We start from the raw sequence: 23,381 nt of genomic DNA, 5'->3' as shown, positions 1-23,381 counted from the left end.
CGCGCGCCCGGCTTGCGTACGGGCCACGCGCGCGTGGAGCCCGAAAACAACCCCACGCGCGCGTGAACCCCGCAGACGACCTCGTGCGCCGGGTGCCGCCCGCGGCACCCGGCGCCGTAGGACTCAGGCCGGTCGCACCACGCTGTGGATGATCGACGCGCCGCCGTAGTAGACCGACTCCTCGCGGACATAGGCGCCCGGCTTGGGGGCGTGGATCATCATGCCGTTGCCGATGTACATGCCTACGTGGCTGATGTCGTCGTAGAAGAAGATCAGGTCGCCCGGCTGGGCGTCGGCGAGCGGCACCGTCGTGCCGACGTTCACCTGGTCGTACGTGGTGCGCGGCAGCGTGACCCCGGCGGCCTTCCAGGCTGCCTGGGTCAGGCCCGAGCAGTCGTAGGACCCGGGGCCCGTCGCGCCCCACACATACGGCTTGCCGATCTGCGCGCGGGCGAAGGCGAGGGCCTTCTCCGCCTTCGTGGCGTACGAGGAGCCCGTCGCGGTGGACCCCGCGGAGGGGGCCGTGGTGGAGGACCCCGAGGAGCCGCTCGAGGTGCTCGACGAGGACTGCTGCTGGGCCGCCTTCTGCTGGGCCGCCTGCTGCCGGGCCAGCGCCTCCGCCTGGCGCTGGGCCTCCTCCTGCTTCTTCTTCTCGAGCGCGGCGAGCCGCGCCTTCTCCTGGGCGTTCAGGTCGGACAGCAGCCGGCGTGCGGCGGAGAGCTTGTCCTGGACGTCCGTCTTGGCCGTCCGCAGGGCCGTCTGCGACTCGTCGAGCGTCCGGAGGCTGTCGGCGGCCTCCTGCCGCTTCTTCATCGTGGCGGCCTGGGCGGTGGCGTACTGGTCGACCGCTTCCTTCTGACGGCCGGTGAGCCGGCTCATCAGCTGTGTCTGGTCGAAGTAGTCCTGGGGGTTGTCGGCCAGCAGGAAGGTGGCCGTGTCGGGGGCCGCCTCCCCGGTCCGGTACTGCGCGGCGGCGAACGAACCGAGCTCCTCGCGCGCGTCGTTGAGCTTCTGTGTGCGCTGGGCCACGTCGTCGAGGAGCTTGTCGACGTGCCTGCGCTGCTCGGCCGATCGCTCCTTGGCGGCGTCGTACTTCTCGGTGGCCGACTCCGCCTGGCGGTAGAGGTCGTCGACCTTCTTCTCGACCTCCTCGATGCTGGGTCTGCCGTCGGTGGAGGGGGCGGCCTGGGCCGTCTGCGAGAGCAGCGCCACGGAGGTCAGGGCCGCCGTCGCGAGGGCGGGGGTGCGTATGCCCGCGATGCGTGGGCCCGAGGGGCGGGACTTGCGGTGCGGCGCCATGAAAGGCGTCTCCTTCCGTACACCGCCTACCGGGTTAGCTGTCGGGTTCGGGCGGGTGGTTCGGAAGGTGTGTGCCCTACGGCCAAGTCCCCCAGGACGCGTGGCCGATTCACCCCAGGTCGGGTGGGTCCCCGGCTCCGGCTGCCGCAGGGCGCACCGGACTCGGCGGAGGCCGCGCGACCCGGCGACGTTCGCCGGTGGGGGTCGTGCGGCCCGCCCGGCACGCTAGCCAACTGTTGTGGCTCCTGTGAAGGTTGATGCGTGATATGCCCGATACATTTCCGTGATCTTGACTACAGACCCTCGCTTCGGGCGCGTACCGTGAGCAGGCAGGCCCGTATGGTGACAGGTGAGGCGCGGAGCCGGTCCGAGTGTGGAGTTTCCGGGACGGCGGTCGGTTGTCGGTGGGGCACCCTAGACTCGGAGAGCGATGAGCAGCCTCTTTGACGACAGCTTCCTGGCGGACCTCCAGGCCGACTCGGCCCCGGAGGGGGAGCCCCCGCCGCCCGAGGACGATCACGCTCCGGAGCCGGTTCCGGACGATCTGTTCGGCGGGCACTTCGACGTGCCGCCGACCCGGGACACCCACTACCGCGACGGCGCGCCCCGCCCGGTCCTCGACCCCCGGGCCCTGGTCGAGGGGCTGAACGAGAACCAGCGCGCGGCGGTCGTGCACGCCGGCTCCCCCCTGCTCATCGTCGCCGGCGCCGGCTCCGGCAAGACCCGGGTGCTCACCCACCGCATCGCCTATCTGCTGGCCGAGCGGGGCGTGCATCCCGGGCAGATCCTCGCGATCACCTTCACCAACAAGGCCGCGGGCGAGATGAAGGAGCGCGTCGAGCAACTCGTCGGCCCGCGCGCGAACGCGATGTGGGTGATGACGTTCCACAGCGCGTGCGTCCGCATCCTGCGCCGCGAGAGCAAGAAGCTCGGCTTCACGTCCTCCTTCTCGATCTACGACGCCGCCGACAGCAAGCGGCTGATGGCGCTCGTCTGCCGCGACCTGGACCTCGACCCCAAGCGGTTCCCGCCCAAGTCGTTCAGCGCCAAGATCTCCAACCTGAAGAACGAGCTGATCGACGAGGAGGACTTCGCAGCCCAGGCCGCCGACGGCTTCGAGAAGACCCTCGCCCAGGCCTACGCGCTGTACCAGTCGAGGCTCCGCGAGGCGAACGCCCTCGACTTCGACGACCTGATCATGACGACGGTCAACCTGCTGCGCGCCTTCCCGGACGTCGCCGAACACTACCGCCGCCGCTTCCGCCATGTCCTCGTCGACGAGTACCAGGACACGAACCACGCGCAGTACGCCTTGGTCCGCGAGCTGGTCGGCACCTCCGGGCACCCCGTGGACGTGCCGCCGGGCGAGGACGACCTCCGGCCTGCCGAGCTGTGCGTCGTGGGTGACGCCGACCAGTCGATCTACGCCTTCCGCGGCGCCACCATCCGCAACATCCTCCAGTTCGAGGAGGACTACCCGGACGCCACCACGATCCTCCTGGAGCAGAACTACCGCTCCACACAGACGATCCTGAGTGCCGCCAACGCGGTCATCGAGCGCAACGAGTCGCGCCGTCCCAAGAACCTGTGGACCAACGCGGGCGCGGGCGCGCGGATCACCGGCTATGTCGCCGACACGGAGCACGACGAGGCGCAGTTCGTCGCCGACGAGATAGACCGCCTCACCGACCGGGGCGAGGCCAAGGCGGGCGACGTCGCCGTCTTCTACCGCACCAATGCCCAGTCCCGTGTCTTCGAAGAGGTCTTCATCCGCGTCGGCCTGCCCTACAAGGTCGTCGGTGGCGTCCGCTTCTACGAGCGCAAGGAGGTCCGGGACGTCCTCGCCTATCTGAGGGTGCTGGCGAACCCAGAGGACTCCGTTCCGCTGCGGCGCATCCTGAACGTGCCGAAGCGGGGCATCGGCGAGCGCGCCGAGGCGATGATCGACGCCCTGTCCCAGCGGGAGAAGGTCAGTTTCGCTCAGGCGCTGCGCCGCGTGGACGAGGCGTACGGCATGGCGGCCCGCTCGACGAACGCGGTCAAGCGGTTCAACGCGCTGATGGAGGACCTGCGGACCATCGTGGAGTCGGGCGCGGGCCCGGCCACGGTCCTGGAAGCCGTCCTGGAGCGCACCGGCTATCTGGCCGAACTCCAGGCCTCGACCGACCCCCAGGACGAGACCCGCATCGAGAACCTCCAGGAACTCGCCGCCGTGGCCCTGGAGTTCGAGCAGGAGCGCGGCGAGGCCGCGGCGGCACCGGGGGCCGGCACCCCGGCGGCCACGCTGTCCGACTTCCTGGAGCAGGTCGCCCTGGTCGCCGACTCCGACCAGATCCCCGACGAGGAGGAGGGCGGCGGCGTCATCACGCTGATGACCCTCCACACCGCGAAGGGCCTGGAGTTCCCGGTGGTCTTCCTGACCGGCATGGAGGACGGCGTCTTCCCGCACATGCGCGCGCTCGGCCAGACCAAGGAACTGGAGGAGGAGCGCCGCCTGGCGTACGTGGGCATCACCCGCGCGCGGGAGCGGCTCTACCTCACCCGGTCCGCCATGCGCAGCGCCTGGGGCCAGCCCTCGTACAACCCGCCCTCGCGCTTCCTGGAGGAGATCCCGGACCAGCACGTGGAGTGGAAGCGGACGGGCGGCTCGTCCGCGCCCGTCTCCTCGGGTCCCGTCTCGGGTGTGGCGGCCTCCCTGTCCTCGTCGCTCTCGTCGGCCCGGTCGCGGTCCTCGGCCGCCGGCGCGTCCGGCTTCGCCACGCGCCGGGGTGGTGCGACGGAGCGGCCGGTGGTCTCCCTGGCGGTCGGCGACCGCGTCACGCACGACCAGTTCGGCCTGGGCACGGTGGTCGGCGTGAAGGGCACGGGCCTGAACGCGGAGGCGACGATCGACTTCGGGGACACGAAGCCGAAGCGGCTGCTGCTGCGGTACGCGCCGGTGGAGAAGCTGTAGGGCACACAGGAGAGCCCCCGCCGCACGGCAGAGGCTCTCCTCTGTGGGTCTTCGATCAGGTGGGGTCCAGCCCGTGGCTGCGCAGCCAGGGCAGCGGGTCTATCGCGGCGCCGCCGTTCGGCCGCACCTCGAAGTGCAGATGGGGGCCGGTGGAGTTGCCCGAGTTGCCGGAGTACGCGATCGGCTGGCCGGCCTTCACGACCGCCCCGGACGCGACGCGGTAGCTGGAGAGGTGGCAGTACCAGGTCTCCGTGCCGTCCTTCGCCGTCACGATCATCATGTTGCCGTAGGCGCTGTTCCACTTCGTGGTGACGGTGCCGTCGGTGGCGGCCATGACCGTCGTGCCGTACGAGACGGGGAAGTCGATGCCGGTGTGCACCGACATCCAGTTGACCCCGGCCTGGCCGAAGTAGGCGCTGAGCCCCTTCTGGGTGACCGGCAGCACGAACTTCGGGCGCAGCCGCTCCTTGAGGGCCGCCTCCGCCGCCGCTTTCTTCTGCTCGGCGGCCTGCTCGGCCTTGAGGTCGATACGTTGCTGCGTACGGCTCGCCCGGTCCGCGAAGTCGTTCGCGCCCGCGGACAGGTTCTGCAGTTGGGAGTCCAGCTTGACGTTCGCGGCGGAGGGTTTGACCGGCGCCGCGTCGGGCGCGCTCGCCGTCGTGTCCTTGGCGTCGCTCCCGCCGCCCACGCCGACGGTCGCGGCGGCGATCCCGGCGACCCCCATCACACACGCCGACGGCACGGCGACGGTCAGCAGCGCGGAGCGCTTCGCCGGGGTACGGCGCCGGGACCGGCCGGCCGTGCGGGACGCGGCGCGTGAGGCCGGCGCGGGAGCGGTCTCTTCCTGGTCGTCGAGCAGGGCCGCGTCGTCGGACGGCTCGTACGGGGGTTCCGGCTCGTCGTCCGTGGCGTCGTGCTGCTCGTACGGGAGCTGTTCGAAGGCGGAGGTGGCCTGGTGGTCGTAGGCGTCGGCGGTGTCGAAGACCTGTGTCTGGGGGTGTTCGAAGGTCTGCGTCGCCGACGGGTCGAAGAACTCGGCCTGATCGAAGTGCGCCGCCGTCTGCCGGTCGTGCGCCTCGTGCTCGGCGGTGCCGCCCGAGTTCCACTGAGTGGCGTCGTACGCCCCCGTGTCGACCCCCTGCGTGCCCCAGTCCCACTGCTGGGTCCCGTCCGCGGACTGGCCGGCCTCGCGCCAGGCCCCCGCGTCCCACTGGCCGGTGGCCTCGGGGGCCCCGCCCTGCGCGGGGATACCGGCGGCGAGGTGCTGGTAGCCCGCGCCCCAGGCGGTCGTGTCATGGCTGCCGGTGTCGAACGCGGCGTGATGCTGGGCGGCGTACGGGTCGTAGTGGAGCGCCTCGTGGGTGCCGGTGCCGTGCGGATGGGCGTCCGCGTGACCCGGGTGACCGGCGGTCGACCACGCGGAGGTGTCGTACGAGCCGGTCGCGCCATGGCCCGGGAGGTCGCCGAAGAGGGGGTCGGCCGAGAAGGCCGTCGCCGTGTGGCCGTGGGCGCCGAACGCGGTCGCGGCGGGATCGGCGTACGACGTGGTGAACTCACCGTACTGGCCGCCCTGCACGCCGTACGGCGCGTAGTGCGCCTCGGCGGCATCGGGGGCCGGAGCCGGGGGCGTCGCGGTCCCCGACGGGTGACGGTCGTTCACCAACTTCTCTTTCGCCTCGACAGCAGGGGCTGGCAGAGCAGTGCGGTGACTGTACCCGGCGGTACGAGGGCACGACAATCTTCCGCAGGTTTCCCTGCGTCAGGAAACGGGCAATCGCCCGTGTTTCGGCGGCCCCCGGGCAAGGGCTTGGCTTTGCGTTCGATGAACGTTCGAGGGCCGGAGGGTGGCCGGGAGGTGTCGGGGCAGCTGTCACGCCACCGTCAGGCCCCCGGCGGGCGCGTCCGCCGGTGCCGCCGGCTGCGCGAGATCCAGCGCCTGCCGGATCCCGGTCGCGACCGCGGGGTGGACCGGCAGGGCCAGATGGCCGATGCCGCTCACCCGGATGTTGTGCGCGAGCAGGTCCGGGTGGTCGACGCAGGCCGTCTCCAGCGGGTCCATCAGCGGGTCCAGATCGCTCCAGAAACTCACGAAATGTGTACGGCAACCGGGTGCCGGTTCGCGCAGCTCCTCGATCAGCTCGGAGCCCGGGCGCATCTGGCGGACGATGGGGTGCGCGTTCGCGAGGGGGGCCACCCGGGTGCCGGAGTGGGGCGTACCCAGCGTGACGAGCGTACGGACGTGGAGGTCACCGCCGAGGCGCTGTACGTAGTACCGCGCGATCAGTCCGCCCAGGCTGTGGCCGACGACGTCAACCCGCGGATGCCCGGTGCGTTCGCACAACTCTTCTATATGCCGGCCGAGCAGTTTCGCCGCGGTGCGGATGTCGCAGGTCAGCGGCGAGTAATTGAGTGACTCGATGTGCTGCCGGCCGTGCTGGGCGAGGCTGCGGCGCAGCAGGACGAAGACCGAGCGGTTGTCGATGAACCCGTGGACCAGGATGACCGGTGGCTTGGCCTCGGTCGGCAGCGTCGCGGCACCCGGTGGGATGGGGAGTGCGTGGGCATGGCGCTCCTGGATGATCCCGGAGGGATAGAGGAGCAGATGCCCGGCGAGTATCGCGAGCTCCAGGGCGGTCGCCTTCAGCAGGGCCATGGAGAGACCGGCCAGCCTGCTGGGAAACATGCGCTGGCACAGCGGTAGCAAGGGCTGCACTGCCCGCGTGACCATCATGGCCGACCTCCCGTCGGCGCACGCGAGGACGCCTGCGTCCCCCGTGTGCCCTTGTGGAAAGCCGGCTGGCGGTGGCCTGCGGGGCAGCTGCCGTGGCTACGGGCGGCCGTACCGCGAATGCGGCATATGAGCCGATGGCGCGGCGGGTGACCCTTCTCGTCGTGATGACGAAAGGCTCCCCGCCGTCCGCGTGATGCGGTCCCCGTTCTCCTGGTACGGGTGCGGCTCCCGCTGTCGTCGTGCCCTTGCAATCCTTTCGCCGGCGGGCCAGCCACCCGGCGCCCGGCCGACGGTGGGTGGCCGCCTTGATGCGGCTCTCCGTGCGCACGATCCCCTCGGACCACGGCGCGCGAGCCGCTCATGCTGCGGCGCGAGTGCCGCGGGGAGGGGGGACCCTGCGCGGCGAACGTGTCCCATTGTGTGATTTCCCCCTCGGTGACCACCGCGAAACTGCCGGTTGCGGGATGCTGGCGATAACGTTCGTTCACTTCCCGGGTCGGTCGGCGCGGGACGCCTGTGCCGCGAGGCTCGCGGCCCGTGTGTCAACCGGTGCGTGGTGTGGCGGCGGGGTGGTACATCGGGTACAGGGTGGAGTAGTCGCTTCATGGAGGCAGTGATGGGTGTGGCAGCCGGTCCGATCCGCGTGGTGGTGGCCAAGCCGGGGCTCGACGGCCACGATCGCGGGGCCAAGGTGATCGCACGGGCGCTGCGTGACGCGGGTATGGAGGTCATCTACACCGGCCTCCACCAGACGCCCGAGCAGATCGTGGACACGGCGATCCAGGAGGACGCCGACGCGATCGGACTGTCGATCCTGTCCGGTGCGCACAACACGCTGTTCGCCGCGGTGATCGAACTGCTGAAGCAGCGCGAGGCCGAGGACATCCTCGTCTTCGGCGGCGGGATCATCCCGGAGGCGGACATCCCGCTGCTCAAGGAGAAGGGCGTCGCGGAGATCTTCACGCCCGGCGCGACGACCGCGTCGATCGTGGACTGGGTCCGCGCGAACGTACGTCAGCCCGCGGGGGCCTGAGGTCCACGGGACCTGAGTCTCACGGGGGTCGGAGTCCGGCCCTGAGTCCTACGGGACCGGCGGCCGGCTTTTTGGGCGACCCTCGGCCGGGCTGCCTCGCCCCCGGACCCTCTGGGGCGGGCCGGTTCACGGCTCGCCCAGCTCCTCTCTCATCGTCGCGCGCAGGCGCAGCGTCGTCGTCAGACGCTGGAAGGCCTCGGTCCAGTAGCCGACCGCTCCCGGCGACGCGTCCTCCGGCTCGTCGGGTATCGCCGTCAGCGCCGCCAGGCGGCCTGCCTCCGCGGGATCCAGGCACCGTTCCGCGAGCCCCATCACCCCGCTGAAGCTCCATGGATAACTCCCGGCGTCCCGCGCGATGTTGAGCGCGTCCACCACCGCCCGGCCCAGCGGGGCGACCCACGGGACCGCGCACACCCCGAGCAGCTGGAACGCCTCCGACAGTCCGTGCGTGGCGATGAACCCGGCCACCCACTCGGCCCGTTCGTCCGCGCCCAGCGTCGACAGCAGTTTGGCCCGTTCGGCCAGGGAGACCGCGCCCGGGCCGCCGGCCTCCGGTGCCGAGGGCGGCCCGAGCAGCGCCCGGGACCAGCCGGGGTCCCGCTGCCGGACCGCCGCCCGGCACCAGGCCGCGTGCAGTTCGTCCCGCCAGTCGTCCGCCACCGGCAGTGCGACGATCTCCGTCGGTGTACGCCCCCATCGTGCCGGCCAGGTGCCGAGCGGAGCCGCCTCCAGCAACTGGCCGAGCCACCAGGACCGTTCGCCCCGACCGGTCGGCGGCTTCGGCACCACTCCGTCGCGCTCCATGCCGGGATCGCACTCGTGCGGCGCCTCGACCACGAGCGTCGGTTCCCCCGCCGTACGGTCCACCGCCACACAGACCGCCGCCCGCGTCGCCATCCGCCCCGCCAGGGCCGACCCCGGCAGCGCCGACAGCAACTCCGCCGCCGTTGCCCGCACATTGCGGCTCCGGTCGGACAGCGCCTGTTCCAGGAACGGCTCGTCCGCGGGCTCCAGACCCGCGCGGAGGGAGTCGAGGAACATCAAGCGGTCCTCGGCCCGCTCGGTCGCCCAGGTCCCGGCCAGCAGCTCACGCGCGGCGGCCGGCTGCCGCGCACGGAGGGCACCCAGCAGGGCCACCCGCTCGGCGAACAGCCCTTGCTGCCACAGGAGCCGGACCTGCTCGGGATCCTCCGGCGACAGCGGGGATCCGCCGCCGGGCGCGGAACGCAGCGCGAACCGCCAGTCCGGGTTGAGCCGGGCCAGCCACAGCGCGCGCGGGCCGGCGAAGGCCAGCACCGCGGGGCGCAGATCCGTACGCCCGCGGGCCGCGTCCAGGAGCGCGGGCAGCGCCTCGGGGGGTGGCGCGAAACCGCGCGCGTCGGCCAGCGTCAGCCACTGGGGCAGCAGTTCCATGAGGTCGGGCGCCGTCCCCCGGCGGCCTCCGCCGCCCGTGCCGGGACGGTCGGACAGCAGCAGGGCCAGTCTGCGGGCCGCCGCGGGCGGCAGCGGCGGACGCGTGTCCGGTGCCGCCGGCTCCGGCCTGGCCCCGGCCGGAGCCGGACGCAGCCCGGCCCTGCGGCGCACGGTCTCCACGGCGGCCAGGTCCAGCAGCGCCGTCGGCGCCGCACGGCCGGACGTCCACGACGGCGTACGCCGGTCGGTGCCCAGCAGGGCCACAGTCACCAGCTCCTGCCAGGGAACGGCGGAGGGCGTGTCCGGCGGAGTGGGGATCGCGGCCATATCAGTCCCTTCTTTATCGCTCGCACGTCGCTTCGGTGTCGTCAGCACAGCGGGACCGCCCCTCCGGCGCCCTCCGGCCAGGCGGTGAGCGGGGTGAAGCCGCGGTGACCGCACTCGCCGAAGACCGTGACGGGCGCTCCGCCCGACAGGGCGACCAGACGCCACAGCCCCGGGCGCGCGCCGACTGTGCGGGTGAGGGGGAGCGCCGTGTCGCCGTCCGCGTCCGCCAGCTGCCAGGAGTCCTCGACCGGCGTCGGTATGACCCGGTCCAGAGTCACCGGGAACGACTCCAGCCACGGATCCTCCCGCAGGGCCTCCCCGTACCGCGCCACCGCCTCGGGCGTGGTCACGCCCGGCGGCCGCATCCCTGCCGGTGCCGGGGGCGCGAACTGCTCGCCCAGCGCGACCCGGAGTTGCCCCGCGCCCGGATAAGCGGACACCTCCGCCTCCAGCGCCAGGCCCACCGGCAGCGTCGGCTCCGGGATACGTCCGGCCGCCCCATAAGAGAGGAGCAGCACCGTGCGGTCCGAGTGCGCGCCGTGCAGCCAGATGCGACGCGTCGTCAGCCGCGCGTCCGCGGTGTCGTACTGCGCCAGGACCAGCCAGCGGTCACGGACCGGCGGACCCTCCGGCGAGCCCGAAAGCCCCACCCGGGTACGGACCGTCGCCGCCAGCCCGTCCGGCAGCAGCTCGCGGCGCAGCCAGGCCTGGTCGAGAAGGTGCAGCAGCGCGCACTCCTCCACCAGGCGCACCGGCCAGCCCGGCCCCGACGACGGGATCGCCCCCAACTCCCGCACCCGCGCGGCCAGTCCCGGGGCCTGCGCGTCGACCATACGGGCCGCCGTCTCCTCCCAGGTGCCGTATCCGTCCCGGTCGGCCGTGGCGAGGCCGCCGCGCAGCAGGTCGGCCAGCCGCTGCTCCAGCTCCGTCGCCCCCGCGGTGATCCGCTCGGCCCGTCGCTCCGCCCTGCGGCGGGCCGCCTCCGGATCAGCGGTCGTCGCGGAGTCCGAGCCACCGGCCGGACGCCTCTCGTCCGTCTGCTGTCCGCGTCCCCTTGTCCACTGCTCCGCCCAGTCCGGCGCCTGCCCCCGCGACACCGTCCCGTCCCCGGCCGCCCAGAGCAGCAGCAGACCCAACGTGTGCTTGCACGGGAACTTGCGGCTCGGGCAACTGCACTTGTACGCCGGACCGGCCGCGTCCGCGAGATCGACGACCGTCCGGTACGGACTGCTGCCGCTGCCCTTGCACAGCCCCCATACCGCCCCCTCGTCGGAACTGCCCGCCTCCGACCACGGCCCGGCCACGCCGAGTCTGCTCCCCGCCTCGCGTGACGCGGCGTCAGGCGCCAGTGCCAGCACCTGTTCCGCGGTCCAGCGCACCCCCTGCTCAGTCATGTCTCGAAGGTAGGTCCCGGCACTGACAATGGCCGGGCGAGGGGAGTCTGCGCAGGTCACCGCGCATTGTCAGTGGGGTGGTGCACGGTTGGTGGCAGATCCGAACCGGCCGAGCTGAGGGGGATGTGGCCATGCGTGTGTCCGTTGATCCGATGTCCGTCGAACCGAACCCGAGCGAGTCCGCTCCGGCCGGGGCCCTGCGGCCGCACGCCGAGGACGCCTTCGCGGCCGAACTCGCCGCGCTGGCCGCGCAGGACGACCGGCCACGCCCGGCCCGCTGGCGGCTGTCGCCCTGGGCCGTGGCCACCTATCTGCTGGGCGGCACCCTGCCGGACGGCACGGTGATCACCCCGAAGTACGTCGGTCCGCGCCGCATCGTCGAGGTGGCCGTCACCACGCTCGCCACCGATCGCGCGCTGCTTCTGCTCGGTGTGCCCGGCACGGCCAAGACCTGGGTGTCCGAGCATCTGGCGGCGGCCGTCAGCGGCGACTCGACCCTGCTCGTCCAGGGCACGGCCGGCACACCGGAGGAGGCGATCCGCTACGGCTGGAACTACGCGCGGCTGCTTGCGCACGGCCCCAGCCGTGACGCGCTCGTACCGAGCCCGGTCATGCGGGCCATGGCCGAGGGCAGGGTCGCCCGCGTCGAGGAGCTGACCCGTATCCCGGCCGATGTACAGGACACGCTGATCACGATCCTGTCCGAGAAGACCCTGCCGATACCGGAGCTGGGGCAGGAGACGCAGGCCGTCCGCGGCTTCAACCTGATCGCGACGGCCAACGACCGCGACCGCGGGGTGAACGAGCTGTCGAGCGCCCTGCGCCGCCGCTTCAACACGGTGGTGCTGCCGCTGCCGGAGACCGCCGACGCGGAGGTGGACATCGTCTCCCGCCGGGTCGAGCAGATCGGCCGCTCCCTCGACCTGCCGGTGATGCCCGATGGCATGGACGAGATCCGGCGGGTCGTCACGGTCTTCCGCGAGCTGCGCGACGGAGTGACCGCGGACGGCCGGACGAAGCTGAAGTCGCCCAGCGGGACGCTGTCCACCGCCGAGGCCATCTCCGTGGTCACGGGCGGACTCGCGATGGCCGCCCATTTCGGCGACGGCGTGCTCCGCGCCGGCGACGTCGCCGCGGGCATCCTCGGCGCCGTCGTCCGCGATCCGGCGGCCGACCGCGTCGTCTGGCAGGAGTACCTGGAGGCGGTGGTCCGGGAGCGGGACGGCTGGACGGACTTCTACCGGGCCTGCCGGGAGGTGACCGTATGAACGGCGGGTTCCGTCCCGCGGGGGGTCTGGTGAGCGGGGCGCGGGGACCGGTGGGTGCGGGGGAGCTCGGCGTCCCGGCGGTGAGGGGGACCGGTGGACCGGAGGTGTCCGGGTGCGTGAGGGGGAGCACATGACAGGCGTGGACCGGCCGCCGGGCGACTCGGCCGGTGAGGGGCCGCTGCTGCTCGGGGTGCGGCACCACGGGCCGGGCTCCGCCCGTGCGGTGCGGGCGGCGCTGGAGGCGGCGCGACCGCGGGCCGTGCTGATCGAGGGGCCACCGGAGGCGGACGCCCTGATCCCGCTGGCGGCGGACGAGGAGATGCGCCCGCCGGTGGCCTTGCTCGCCCACGCCGTGGACGAACCCGGCTGCTCGGCGTTCTGGCCGCTGGCCGAGTTCTCCCCCGAGTGGGTGGCGCTCCGCTGGGCCCTGGACCACGGAGCCCCGGCCCGCTTCATCGACCTCCCGGCGACGCACACGCTGGCCTGGGACAAGGGGGAACGGCCACCGACGGCGGGGGCACCCGGGGACGCAGCGGCGTCGCCCGAGGACGAGGCGTCCCGTTCGGTGCACGGTTCCGGTGACGCCCTCCGCGTCGACCCGCTGGCCGTGCTCGCCGAGGCGGCCGGGTACGACGACCCCGAGCGGTGGTGGGAGGACGTCGTCGAGCACCGGGGTGCGGGCAGCGGGGACCCGCTCGCGCCGTTCACGGTTCTGGAGGAGGCCATGGCGGCCCTGTGGGAGGAGTACGGCACCGGGGGACACCGGCGCGACACCGTGCGCGAGGCGTACATGCGACTCCAGGTGCGTTCGTCCCTGCGGGAGTTCGGTCCCGGGGTGGCCGTGGTGTGCGGGGCGTGGCATGTGCCCGCACTGCGACGGAGGACCGCCGTCTCAGCGGACCGCGCCCTGCTGAAGGGGCTGCCCAAGGTGCGGACGGACATGACCTGGGTGCCCTGGACCCACCGGAGGCTGTCCCGGGCCGGTGGTTACGGGGCGGGGATCGAATCGCCCGGCTGGTACGCGCATCTGTTCGCCGCGCCCGACCGTCCCGTCGAGCGATGGCTGACCAAGGTCGCCGGACTGCTGCGGGAGGAGGACCGGGTCGTGTCGTCCGCGCATGTCATCGAGGCGGTGCGGCTCGCCGACACGCTCGCGGCGCTGCGCGGGCGCCCGTTGCCGGGACTGTCCGAGACGACCGACGCCGTCCGGGCGGTGATGTGCGAGGGCTCCGACGTGCCACTGGCACTGGTGCGCGACCGCCTCGTGGTCGGTGACGTCCTGGGGGAGGTGCCGGCGTCGGCTCCCGCCGTGCCCTTGCAGCGGGACGTCGCGCGGCTCCAGAAGCGGCTGCGACTGAAACCAGAGCCGACGGAGCGGGAGTTGGAGCTGGACTTGCGCAAAGAGACCGACGTCGGGCGCAGTCGGCTGCTGCACCGGCTGTGTCTCCTCGGCATCGGCTGGGGCGAGCCCACGGTCCCGCGCGGCGGTACGGGCACGTTCCGGGAGACCTGGCGGCTGTGCTGGGAGCCGGAGTTGGCGGTGCGGATCGCGGAGGCGGGGGTGTGGGGGACGACCGTGCTCGGCGCCGCGACCGGCAAGACCGGGGCGGACGCCCTCGCCGCGCGGGCGCTCGCCGATATCACGGCGCTCGCCGAGCGATGCCTCCTGGCGGAACTGCCCGACGCGCTGCCCGTCGTGATGCGGGTGCTCGCCGACCGGGCGGCCCTGGACGCCGACGTCGGCCACCTTGCCCAGGCACTGCCCCCCCTGGTCCGCTCCCTGCGTTACGGAGACGTGCGCGGCACGGACACCCGGGCCCTGGCCGAGGTCGCGGCGGGTCTCGCGGAGCGGGTGTTCGTTGGACTGCCGCCCGCGTGCACCGCGCTCGACGCGGAGGCGGCCGAGGAGATGCGCCGTCATGTGGACGCGGTGCACGGGGCGGTGGGTCTGCTGGCGGAGGGAGCACGGGAGGCCGACGGCGAGATACGGGCGCGGTGGCGTTCCGTGCTGCGTGCCCTGTCCGGCCGGGACACCGTCGCGGGGGTCGTCCGTGGGCGTGCCGTGCGACTTCTCCTGGACGAGGGGGAGTTGGGACAGGACGAGGCCGCGCGGCTCATGCGGTTCGCGCTGTCGCCGGGCACGGCTCCGACGGACGCGGCCGCGTGGATCGAGGGATTCGTCGGGGGCGGCGCCGGCGGGATGCTGCTGGTGCACGACGAGCGGCTGCTCGGGCTGGTGGACGCCTGGCTGACGGGGGTGCCGGCGGAGGCGTTCACCGGCGTACTGCCGCTGCTGCGGCGCACGTTCTCGGCATACGAGCCGGGAGTCAGACGCACCCTCGGCGACTTGGTCCGACGGGGGCCGAAGGCACAGGGAAGCGTGGTGGCCCTCGGCGCGGGCGTGTCAGGGTTCGCGTCCGACCTGGACGCCGGGCGGGCGGACGCGGTGGTCCCGGTGGTACGGCTGCTGCTCGGACTGGACGGCCCCGGGGGTGGTGATCCGGGCGAGCCCGGCGGCAGTGATCTCAACGGCCCCGGGGGCAGAGGAGAGGGCGGCGAGCTGGTGGGGGTGGCTCGATGAGTACGGATGCGATCGACAGCGGGGCGGCGACGCCGGCCGGGGGACGGGACGACGGCGCGGGCGAAGTGACCGGAATGGCCGGAGGGACCGGCCCCGCTGATGCGGCCGGCGTGACGGGGGCGGCCGACATGACCGGTGCGGCCGGCTCGGCCGGGCCAGACGAGCGGTTGCGGCGCTGGCGGATGGTGCTCGGAGGGAATTCGGCGGACGGAACCGGGTACGGGCTGACCGGGCGGGACGCGGCGATGGACGGGGCGCTGACCGCGCTGTACGGGAAGGGGGACGCCTCGCGTCAGGGCCGGGACCGTTCGGCGGGGCTGGGGGCGTCGGCGCCGTCCGTCGCTCGCTGGCTCGGGGACATCCGGACGTACTTCCCGTCGTCCGTGGTCCAGGTCATGCAGCGCGACGCCATCGATCGCCTCGGCCTGTCCGCGCTGTTGCTCGAACCGGAGATGCTGGAGGCCGTCGAGGCGGACGTGCACCTGGTCGGCACGCTGCTCTCGTTGAACAAGGCGATGCCGGAGACCACCAGGGAGACGGCACGGGCGGTGGTGCGCAAGGTCGTCGAGGATCTCGAGAAGCGGCTCGCCACCCGCACCCGGGCCACGCTCACCGGAGCCCTCGACCGCAGCGCCCGGCTCCACCGGCCCCGCCACCACGACATCGACTGGAACCGCACGATCGCCGCCAACCTCAAGCACTACCTGCCGGAGTACCGAACGGTCGTACCGGAGCGGCTGATCGGGTACGGACGGGCGTCGCAGTCCATGAAGAAGGAGGTCATCCTCTGCATCGACCAGTCGGGGTCGATGGCGGCCTCGGTGGTGTACGCGTCGGTGTTCGGGGCGGTCCTCGCGTCCATGCGGTCCCTCGCGACCCGGCTCGTCGTCTTCGACACCTCCGTCGTGGATCTCACCGACCAACTCGACGATCCGGTCGACGTCCTCTTCGGCACCCAGCTCGGCGGCGGCACGGACATCAACAGGGCGCTGGCGTACTGCCAGTCGCGGATCAGCCGGCCCACGGAGACGGTCGTGGTTCTCATCAGCGACCTGTACGAAGGGGGGATCCGGGACGAGATGCTCAAGCGGGTGGCGGCGATGAAGGCGTCGGGGGCGCAGTTCGTGGCGCTGCTCGCGCTCTCCGACGAGGGGGCGCCCGCGTACGACCGTGAGCATGCGGCGGCGTTGGCGGCACTGGGGGCACCGGCGTTCGCGTGCACGCCCGATCTGTTCCCGGAGGTGATGGCGGCGGCGATCGAGAAGCGGCCCCTGCCGGTGCCGGAGACCGCCTGAGCAGGGCGAGAGACACCTCGCAAACAGGACACGGTTTGACGCAAGGAGGAAACCGGACATGGCTACCCATCGGTAACAGGGGACTTGCGCAACGGAGGGAGGGCCGTGCGAGGATCGACGGCGCTTCGACCTCGGCGGTGCGCCGTGTCGCCCGTACCGTCCAGTTCCGCCGCACGGAGGCTCTCCCCGTCGTGACCCTGCCCGCCGCACTGCCCTTCGCCGGTGCCGCACTGCGCGTGATGCGTGCGGCAGCGGGGCGGCGTGCGCTGCATCTGGGGGTGCTGGTGGGCGGGTTGTTCGCACTGGGGCTGCTCTGCGAGGGACAGGCCCACGCGGCGGACGGAACCCTTGCCGCCACGACCTCTCCGACGGCTTCCGCCGCGACCCGCGCCCCGGCCCACGCCGAGGTGCGGCGACCGGTCCAGCAGACGGTTCTGCACATCGAAGGGGCCGTCAGCAGCACGGTCGGAGGAGCGTTGCGGCAGGGATCCTCCCTCGCCCACCCCTCCACGTCCACCACACACGTCACGCAGAACACCGGCTGCACGTCCGCCACTAGGCCCGCGCCGAAGACCGGCCGTACGTCTGTCGCTCGGCGCACGCAGAACACCGGCCGCACGTCCGCCACTCGGCCCGCGCCGAGCACCGGCCCCACATCCACCCTCCGACCCGCACCCACGGCGCTCGGCGCGCTCGCCGACCCCATCATCCATGTCACCCATGTCACCGGTGTCACTCGCGTCACCTCCGTGACCCGGGTGGTCTCCACGGTGGTGCGACCGGTGGGGGACACCCTGGTGCGGACCGTGTCCGAGGGGCTGGCGGACGCGCCGTCACCATGGCTGTCCCTCCCGGCGGTTCCCTCCCTGTCGTCCCTCCCCGTCCTCCCCTCGGCCCCGTCGGTGCCCGAGCTCCCCGTACTTCCCGAACTCCCCGGACTTCCAGGCGAGACGGGGCTGCCGGGTGTGCCCGGAGCGTCGACGCCGTCCGGGCCGTCGGTCGCGGACCGGGCGTCGGGCGAGGCTGAGCACCACCGGACGGGGGAGCGGCGGGAGGCCGGGCCGCGGGTCGCCGTGGCCGCTGGAGCGGCGGGGCGGTACGCGCACCGTGCGCTCCGTCTTTCCCGGACCGCGCACGCGCCCCTGCACCAGTCGCCCGGCGATGCGCCGTCGGGGCTGTCCGGCACGCAGCCGGTCGGCGACGACGGGGCGCCGCGACACAGTGACGGGCACGCCGTCGCGTTGAACCTCCGGGCGCCGTTGCGGCTTCTGCCCGGCGCCACCGCGGTCGTCACCGCGGACGGGACCCGGGACCGACACCGGGACATTCCCGAGTTCCCCGGCTAGGGCGGCAGCACCTCCTCCCCGCGAGACCTTCCGCGCGGGGGCGGAACAGGTCTGCCCGTCGTCCGGGCCCCACTCAGCGGCCCTCCCCGGACGGAAGCCATCGGACCCGAGCCGCACAGCCGGATCACCTCCATGGCCGCCGGTCCCTCCGGATCGCCCATGGATCCGCCGGCCCCGCGCCGGCGCCGGCCACAGGACTCGGCAGCGATGGTCCCGAACTCCCGGAATTCCAGAATCCCGAAGGATCTGACGCACACATGAACAAGAACATCCGCCGCTCCATCGTCATAGCCGCCGGAGTCACCGGTGCCTGGGCGCTCGGCTCGGCCGTCGCCAGCGCGGACGAGCTGGCGGCGTCCTCCGTGTCCACGCCCGACGTGAGCATCGACACCGCGGACACTGTCGGCGCGGTCACCGGCACCGTGGGCGGTGTCGTCACCGATGTGCAGAACACCGGCTCCGGGGTCACGCACGGTACGGCCGTGACCGACACCGCGAACCGGGCCACGACCACCCTCACGGACGGCACGCACACCGCCGCCCGGGCCGCCACCCACCTCACCCACCAGGCCGGGAACCAGGCCGGACAGGTCGAGCAGCAGTCCGGGACGCAGGTCCGGAAGGCCGCGCCCGCCGTGGATCACGCCCGCCGGTATGTCGACGCCGAGGTGTCCGCCGCGCGGGCATCCCACCCGAGCGGTGCCGCGCACGCCGGCGTGGGCCGGGCCGCCGGGCTCGCGGACCACACCCGGGGCACGGCCGCCGCCACCGTCGCCGACGCGGCCGCCGCGCCGCAGCAGCACGAGATCGACTACCTCTTCGGCCCGCTGTCGGCCTTCGCCCCCGAGCTGGAGCAGGCGCTCGCCGCCGCGCAGACCAGGCTCCAGGCCGTGCAGAACACGGCGCGCGCCCAGGCGCAGGGCGTCGACGGAGTGGTTCGTACGAAGGCACACCGCGGGGTCGCGGGCGCGGGCCGCACCGCAGGAACCGGCACCGGCGCCGCGCGGCAGACGTTCGCCGGGACCGAGGGCCGTACGGCGGACGTGACCGCCCTCGCGCAGGGCCGGGCCGAAGAGGCCCAGGCCGGTGTAGCCGCGGTCCCGGGCCATCTCACGGGTGACGTCATGGGCGTGCGGCAGCAGGTCGTGGTCACGGTCGGCAGTGTTCCCGGCAAGGTCACCCCGGTGGTCGACGGGACGGCCGCCGCGGTGCTGCCGCCGGTCGCCCGTACCGCCGTGGACGGGGTCGTGCCGGTCGCCGCTCATGCCGTCGGCGGCGCGGTGGGTCTGGCGGCCGGGGCCGTCGCGGATGCCCAGCCGCTCGCCCGGCACGCGCAGGCCCACGCGGCGACGCTCGCGTACGGGACGGCCACGGACACTCAGGCGGCGGCCTACGGGACGGTCACCCCGGTGGTCGACGCGACGGCCGCCGCGGTGCTGCCGCCGGTCGCCCGTACCGCCGTGGACGGCGTCGTGCCGGTCGCCGGGCAGGCCGCCTGGGACGCGACGGGGCTGGCATACGGCGTGACAGGCGAGGTGGGGCCGTTTGCGGACGGAACCGTCGGGACCGCCGCGCGGGTTCCGTCGTTCACCGGGGGCGTGGCCGCGGGCGCGTCGGAACTGGCGTACGGCGTCGGGGGCGAGGTGCAGCCGTTCGCGCAGGGCGTGGCCGGCTCGCTGCGCCCGGTCGTGGAGACGGCGCACCAGGCCCTGGGCACAGCACACGAGGTTGTGCGAACGGCGAACGCCACCGTGCGGCCCGTCGTGCAGCCGGTGGCGGACAGCGTCACCCGTTTGGCCTACGGAGTGACGGGTGATGTGCGGCCCTTCGCGGACGGGGTCGCCGGTGAGGCCGGCGGCTTCGCGCACGGGGTCGCCGGGCCGGTGGCGCCCTTCGCCGGTGATCTGGCCGGGACGGCGGGCTCCGCGGGCGGCGCGTTGACCGGCCACGCGGTGACCGGCGCCCAGGACGTCGCCGCGTCCGTCACCCCGGAGTACCTGCACCACGGCACGTACTCCCTCTGAGACCGACGCCGCGCGGCACCGCCGTGCGGCGTCCGAACGCCTCCGCGGGGAATGAGGCACCGGGGCAGGCCGAAACCCGTCGGCCTGCCCCGCCGAAACCCCGTGGACCGGGCGAGTGGCCCCATTGGGGTGGGGACCACTCGCTCCGCGCCCCTCCCGGGGCGGCACGGGGTCCCACCGGGCCAACCCCAACCCGGTGGGACCCTTCCCGTCCTGTGCACGTGTGACAGGTATCACCGCTCAGGTGTGATCTGCGATTTAGAGCCCCACCGCAAGCGGCGATAACCTGCGAGACGGACATGCCGCGCGCTCGGACACCGTGTGCGCCTCCCTTGTGACACATGCGGACGTCACGTTGCCCTTCGCGGCACGCCCACGCATCCAACGAACCGCGAGATCACTGATAGGGACGGAAGCGCGTGGACCTGTTCGAGTACCAGGCGAGGGACCTCTTCGCCAAGCACGGTGTACCGGTGCTGGCCGGTGAAGTCATCGACACGCCTGAGGCGGCGCGCGAGATCACCGAGCGGCTGGGCGGCAAGTCTGTCGTCAAGGCGCAGGTGAAGGTCGGTGGCCGCGGCAAGGCCGGCGGTGTGAAGCTGGCCGCCACCCCGGACGAGGCGGTCGCCCGTGCGACGGACATCCTCGGCATGGACATCAAGGGCCACACGGTCCACAAGGTCATGATCGCCGAGACCGCCCCGGAGATCGTCGAGGAGTACTACGTCTCCTTCCTCCTCGACCGCGCCAACCGCACCTTCCTCTCCATCGCCTCCGTCGAGGGCGGCATGGAGATCGAGGAGGTCGCGGCCACCCGCCCCGAGGCCGTCGCGAAGATCGCGATCGACGCCATCGACGGTGTGGACGAGGCCAAGGCCCAGGAGATCGTGGCCGCGGCCAAGTTCCCGGCCGAGGTCGCCGACAAGGTGGCCCACGTCCTGATCAAGCTCTGGGACACCTTCATCAAGTCGGACGCCCTCCTGGTCGAGGTCAACCCGCTGGCCAAGGTCGCCTCCGGTGACGTCATCGCCCTCGACGGCAAGGTGTCGCTCGACGAGAACGCCGAGTTCCGTCACCCCGAGTACGAGGAGCTCCACGACAAGGCCGCCGCCAACCCCCTCGAGGCGGCCGCCAAGGAGAAGAACCTCAACTACGTCAAGCTCGACGGCGAGGTCGGCATCATCGGCAACGGCGCGGGTCTGGTCATGTCGACCCTGGACGTCGTCGCCTACGCCGGCGAGAACCACAAGGGCGTCAAGCCCGCCAACTTCCTCGACATCGGCGGTGGCGCCTCCGCCGAGGTCATGGCCAACGGCCTGGAGATCATCCTCGGCGACCCGGACGTCAAGTCCGTGTTCGTCAACGTCTTCGGCGGCATCACCGCCTGCGACGCGGTCGCCAACGGCATCGTGCAGGCCCTGGAGCTCCTCGAGTCCAAGGGCGAAGAGGTCAACAAGCCGCTGGTCGTGCGCCTCGACGGCAACAACGCTGAGCTGGGTCGCCAGATCCTGGACGACCGCAACCACCCGCTCGTGCAGCGCGTGGACACCATGGACGGCGCGGCCGACAAGGCCGCCGAGCTGGCTGCTGCCGCGAAGTAAGGGACGAGGTCACAGACACCCATGGCTATCTTCCTCACCAAGGAATCCAAGGTCATCGTCCAGGGCATGACCGGCTCCGAGGGCCAGAAGCACACCAAGCGCATGCTGGCCTCCGGCACGAACATCGTCGGTGGCGTGAACCCGCGCAAGGCGGGTCAGGTCGTGGACTTCGACGGCACCGAGGTACCCGTCTTCGGCTCCGTCAAGGAGGCCATCGAGAAGACCGGCGCCGACGTCACGGTCATCTTCGTCCCGGAGAAGTTCACCAAGGACGCGGTCGTCGAGGCCATCGACGCCGAGATCCCGCTCGCGGTCGTCATCACCGAGGGCATCGCGGTGCACGACACGGCCTCCTTCTGGGCGTACGCCGGCAAGAAGGGCAACAAGACCCGCATCATCGGCCCGAACTGCCCCGGCCTGATCACCCCCGGTCAGTCGAACGCCGGCATCATCCCGGCCGACATCACCAAGCCGGGCCGCATCGGCCTGGTGTCGAAGTCCGGCACGCTGACGTACCAGATGATGTACGAGCTGCGTGACCTCGGCTTCTCGACCTGCGTCGGCATCGGCGGTGACCCGATCATCGGCACCACCCACATCGACGCCCTCAAGGCGTTCCAGGACGACCCCGACACCGACCTCATCGTCATGATCGGTGAGATCGGCGGCGACGCCGAGGAGCGGGCCGCGGCCTTCATCAAGGAGAACGTGACCAAGCCGGTCGTCGGCTACGTCGCGGGCTTCACCGCGCCCGAGGGCAAGACCATGGGTCACGCGGGCGCCATCGTCTCCGGTTCGTCGGGCACCGCCCAGGCGAAGAAGGAGGCCCTGGAGGCCGCCGGTGTCAAGGTCGGCAAGACGCCGACCGAGACGGCGAAGCTGGCCCGCGAGATCCTCGCCGGCTGAGTTCTCCTCTCCGGCGTTCGCGGCTCCGGCCGAACGGCCCGAGCGGCTGAACGCCACCGTGGCTGAACCACGGGTGGGCCCGCGTTCCCTTCGGGGAGCGCGGGCCCACCGGCGTTTCCGGGCGTGTACGCGGTCGGGTGCAGACGGGCGCCGTGTTCGCCGAGCCCCCGGCCGACATGCCGCTGCGGGGCTGTCCGGCTCGGGCCGGCGAACGACGCGTGAGCGGCGGCCGTCACGCTGATCGACGCGTCCCTCTCGCAGCGGGCTGAACAGGCGGGCTGAACAGGCGGGCTGAACAGGTGGGCTGAAGGGGCACGGCAGGCCGGCCGCCGAACGACCTGTCACCGCGCCTCCGGCACCAGCCGTTCCGGCCCGCGAAGGAGCAGTGACTCCAGCAGTGCGTGGATCTCCTGCTGCTCCTCGGACAGCGGCCCCTCGGCCCCCGGCGGCGGCAGGTCCCGGATCTCCGTCCCGCGGGCCACGGGGCGTTCGTGGTGGTCCTCGGCGACCCGCAGGGTCAGTGTGGTCGCGGCGACGATCGCGGTCGTGAAGGCGAAGGTCGCCGCGGTCCACCGCCGGGTGCGCCGCTCGCCCCGGGTGCGGACCGTGGGCGGCCTGGCCGCGCGCAGGGGCTGCGCGGTGGCCAGCTCGCTCAGCCTGTGCCGCAGCACGGGCGGCGCGGCCTGGTCCGGTACCAATGCGGTGAGCGCCTCCCGCGCGGACAGCAGCCGGCCCGCCGCGACCGGCGTGCTCGCCTGTGTCTCGGCCGCGGCCTCCGGCAGACCGAGGCCTACGCCGTCGTAGAGCAGCAGCGTGCGCCGGTGCGCGGGCGGCAGTGTCAGCAGCGCGTGCAGCAGCTCGCGGTTGTCCAGGTCGGCGGGCGGCGGGCCGGGCTGCCGGTGGCGCGGGCGGAAGCGGTGCCATGGCGCGAGCGCCCAGTCGTGCGCCGCGGCTCGTACCCACCCGGCGGGATCGGGGTCCACGGCCACCTCGGGCCAGCTCCGCCAGGCCTGCTGGAAGGCCTGCTCGACGGATTCGCGAGCCAGCAGGGGGCGGCCGGTGAGCAGATACGTCTGCCGTACGAGGGCGGGGACGCAGGACTCGTACAACGCGTCGAAGGCCTCCGGGGGCGTCACGGGGGGCCGCTCGCCCCGCGGTTGGGGGGAGGCGGAACCCTGCGTCGCAGGGCGGCCTGCGGCCTTCCGTGTAA

General features: G+C 72.8%; 15 protein-coding genes and 1 riboswitch. Of the genes, 9 read left to right on the top strand and 6 right to left on the bottom strand.

Annotated features, from left to right (window positions below; all coding sequences use genetic code 11):
• Positions 1-123: 123 nt before the first annotated feature.
• On the bottom strand, positions 124-1,299 hold the full coding sequence (locus tag ACFYX0_RS00910) for an NlpC/P60 family protein (RefSeq protein WP_388964914.1): 1,176 nt from the start codon (positions 1,297-1,299) through the stop codon (positions 124-126).
• 8 nt (positions 1,300-1,307) lie between these two features.
• A riboswitch (cyclic di-AMP (ydaO/yuaA leader) is annotated at positions 1,308-1,477 on the bottom strand.
• A 252-nt stretch (positions 1,478-1,729) separates the two neighbouring features.
• Here ACFYX0_RS00910 and pcrA point away from each other — a divergent pair.
• On the top strand, positions 1,730-4,252 hold the full coding sequence (pcrA, locus tag ACFYX0_RS00905) for a DNA helicase PcrA (protein ID WP_388964911.1): 2,523 nt from the start codon (positions 1,730-1,732) through the stop codon (positions 4,250-4,252).
• Positions 4,253-4,307: 55 nt separating this feature from the next.
• Here the strand turns inward: pcrA and ACFYX0_RS00900 are convergent, their stop codons facing one another.
• Together ACFYX0_RS00900 and ACFYX0_RS00895 are read right to left on the bottom strand one after the other, a co-directional pair.
• The gene (locus ACFYX0_RS00900) at positions 4,308-5,912 is read right to left on the bottom strand and encodes a peptidoglycan DD-metalloendopeptidase family protein (protein ID WP_388964908.1); all 1,605 of its coding nucleotides are present in this window, start codon (positions 5,910-5,912) and stop codon (positions 4,308-4,310) included.
• 210 nt (positions 5,913-6,122) lie between these two features.
• Positions 6,123-6,983: an alpha/beta fold hydrolase gene (locus ACFYX0_RS00895; protein WP_355909255.1), complete on the bottom strand. Its 861-nt coding sequence runs from the start codon at positions 6,981-6,983 to the stop codon at positions 6,123-6,125.
• Positions 6,984-7,599: 616 nt separating this feature from the next.
• Between ACFYX0_RS00895 and ACFYX0_RS00890 the strand changes: the two genes are divergently transcribed.
• Positions 7,600-8,016 carry a cobalamin B12-binding domain-containing protein gene (locus ACFYX0_RS00890; protein WP_311691157.1) on the top strand — a complete coding sequence of 139 codons (417 nt, stop codon included), beginning with the start codon at positions 7,600-7,602 and terminating at the stop codon, positions 8,014-8,016.
• A 126-nt stretch (positions 8,017-8,142) separates the two neighbouring features.
• Here the strand turns inward: ACFYX0_RS00890 and ACFYX0_RS00885 are convergent, their stop codons facing one another.
• Entirely contained in the window at positions 8,143-9,756 is a 1,614-nt protein-coding gene (locus ACFYX0_RS00885) for a DUF5691 domain-containing protein (protein WP_388964905.1), read from the bottom strand.
• Positions 9,757-9,797: 41 nt separating this feature from the next.
• Positions 9,798-11,150 (bottom strand): SWIM zinc finger family protein, encoded by a 1,353-nt coding sequence (locus tag ACFYX0_RS00880; RefSeq protein WP_388964902.1) that lies wholly within the window; start codon positions 11,148-11,150, stop codon positions 9,798-9,800.
• A 131-nt stretch (positions 11,151-11,281) separates the two neighbouring features.
• Here ACFYX0_RS00880 and ACFYX0_RS00875 point away from each other — a divergent pair, with 131 nt between their 5' ends.
• From ACFYX0_RS00875 to sucD, 7 genes are all read left to right on the top strand, one after another.
• Entirely contained in the window at positions 11,282-12,418 is a 1,137-nt protein-coding gene (locus tag ACFYX0_RS00875) for an AAA family ATPase (protein WP_388964899.1), read from the top strand.
• 130 nt (positions 12,419-12,548) lie between these two features.
• Complete coding sequence (locus ACFYX0_RS00870) at positions 12,549-14,999, top strand: DUF5682 family protein (protein ID WP_388964896.1); 2,451 nt, start codon at positions 12,549-12,551, stop codon at positions 14,997-14,999.
• 128 nt (positions 15,000-15,127) lie between these two features.
• The gene (locus tag ACFYX0_RS00865; protein WP_388965322.1) at positions 15,128-16,294 is read left to right on the top strand and encodes a VWA domain-containing protein; all 1,167 of its coding nucleotides are present in this window, start codon (positions 15,128-15,130) and stop codon (positions 16,292-16,294) included.
• Positions 16,295-16,431: 137 nt separating this feature from the next.
• A complete protein-coding gene (locus tag ACFYX0_RS00860) occupies positions 16,432-17,640 on the top strand; it encodes a hypothetical protein (protein ID WP_388964893.1) in 1,209 nt (402 codons plus the stop codon).
• Between the two features lie 257 nt (positions 17,641-17,897).
• A complete protein-coding gene (locus ACFYX0_RS00855) occupies positions 17,898-19,664 on the top strand; it encodes a hypothetical protein (RefSeq protein WP_388964891.1) in 1,767 nt (588 codons plus the stop codon).
• Between the two features lie 419 nt (positions 19,665-20,083).
• Positions 20,084-21,265 carry an ADP-forming succinate--CoA ligase subunit beta gene (gene sucC, locus ACFYX0_RS00850; protein WP_355909235.1) on the top strand — a complete coding sequence of 394 codons (1,182 nt, stop codon included), beginning with the start codon at positions 20,084-20,086 and terminating at the stop codon, positions 21,263-21,265.
• 21 nt (positions 21,266-21,286) lie between these two features.
• On the top strand, positions 21,287-22,171 hold the full coding sequence (gene sucD, locus ACFYX0_RS00845) for a succinate--CoA ligase subunit alpha (protein ID WP_355909232.1): 885 nt from the start codon (positions 21,287-21,289) through the stop codon (positions 22,169-22,171).
• 341 nt (positions 22,172-22,512) lie between these two features.
• Here sucD and ACFYX0_RS00840 read toward each other — a convergent pair whose 3' ends face one another.
• Positions 22,513-23,307, bottom strand: a complete 795-nt coding sequence (locus tag ACFYX0_RS00840; protein WP_388964888.1) for an RNA polymerase sigma factor — start codon at positions 23,305-23,307, stop codon at positions 22,513-22,515.
• Positions 23,308-23,381 lie beyond the last annotated feature (74 nt).

The organism is Streptomyces sp. NPDC002573 (assembly GCF_042889625.1).
In the GTDB taxonomy this organism is placed as follows: Bacteria; Actinomycetota; Actinomycetes; order Streptomycetales; family Streptomycetaceae; genus Streptomyces; species Streptomyces gibsoniae.
This window is presented reverse-complemented; position numbering and strand designations above follow the sequence as displayed.

Coding starts and splice junctions, on each gene's coding strand:
- ACFYX0_RS00855 (WP_388964891.1), top strand. CDS start 17,898: ATGAACAAGAACATCCGCCGCTCCATCGTCATAGCCGCCGGAGTCACC.
- ACFYX0_RS00870 (WP_388964896.1), top strand. CDS start 12,549: ATGACAGGCGTGGACCGGCCGCCGGGCGACTCGGCCGGTGAGGGGCCG.
- ACFYX0_RS00880 (WP_388964902.1), bottom strand. CDS start 11,150: ATGACTGAGCAGGGGGTGCGCTGGACCGCGGAACAGGTGCTGGCACTG.
- ACFYX0_RS00895 (WP_355909255.1), bottom strand. CDS start 6,983: ATGATGGTCACGCGGGCAGTGCAGCCCTTGCTACCGCTGTGCCAGCGC.
- ACFYX0_RS00890 (WP_311691157.1), top strand. CDS start 7,600: ATGGGTGTGGCAGCCGGTCCGATCCGCGTGGTGGTGGCCAAGCCGGGG.
- pcrA (WP_388964911.1), top strand. CDS start 1,730: ATGAGCAGCCTCTTTGACGACAGCTTCCTGGCGGACCTCCAGGCCGAC.
- ACFYX0_RS00875 (WP_388964899.1), top strand. CDS start 11,282: ATGCGTGTGTCCGTTGATCCGATGTCCGTCGAACCGAACCCGAGCGAG.
- ACFYX0_RS00910 (WP_388964914.1), bottom strand. CDS start 1,299: ATGGCGCCGCACCGCAAGTCCCGCCCCTCGGGCCCACGCATCGCGGGC.
- ACFYX0_RS00885 (WP_388964905.1), bottom strand. CDS start 9,756: ATGGCCGCGATCCCCACTCCGCCGGACACGCCCTCCGCCGTTCCCTGG.
- ACFYX0_RS00865 (WP_388965322.1), top strand. CDS start 15,128: ATGACCGGTGCGGCCGGCTCGGCCGGGCCAGACGAGCGGTTGCGGCGC.
- sucD (WP_355909232.1), top strand. CDS start 21,287: ATGGCTATCTTCCTCACCAAGGAATCCAAGGTCATCGTCCAGGGCATG.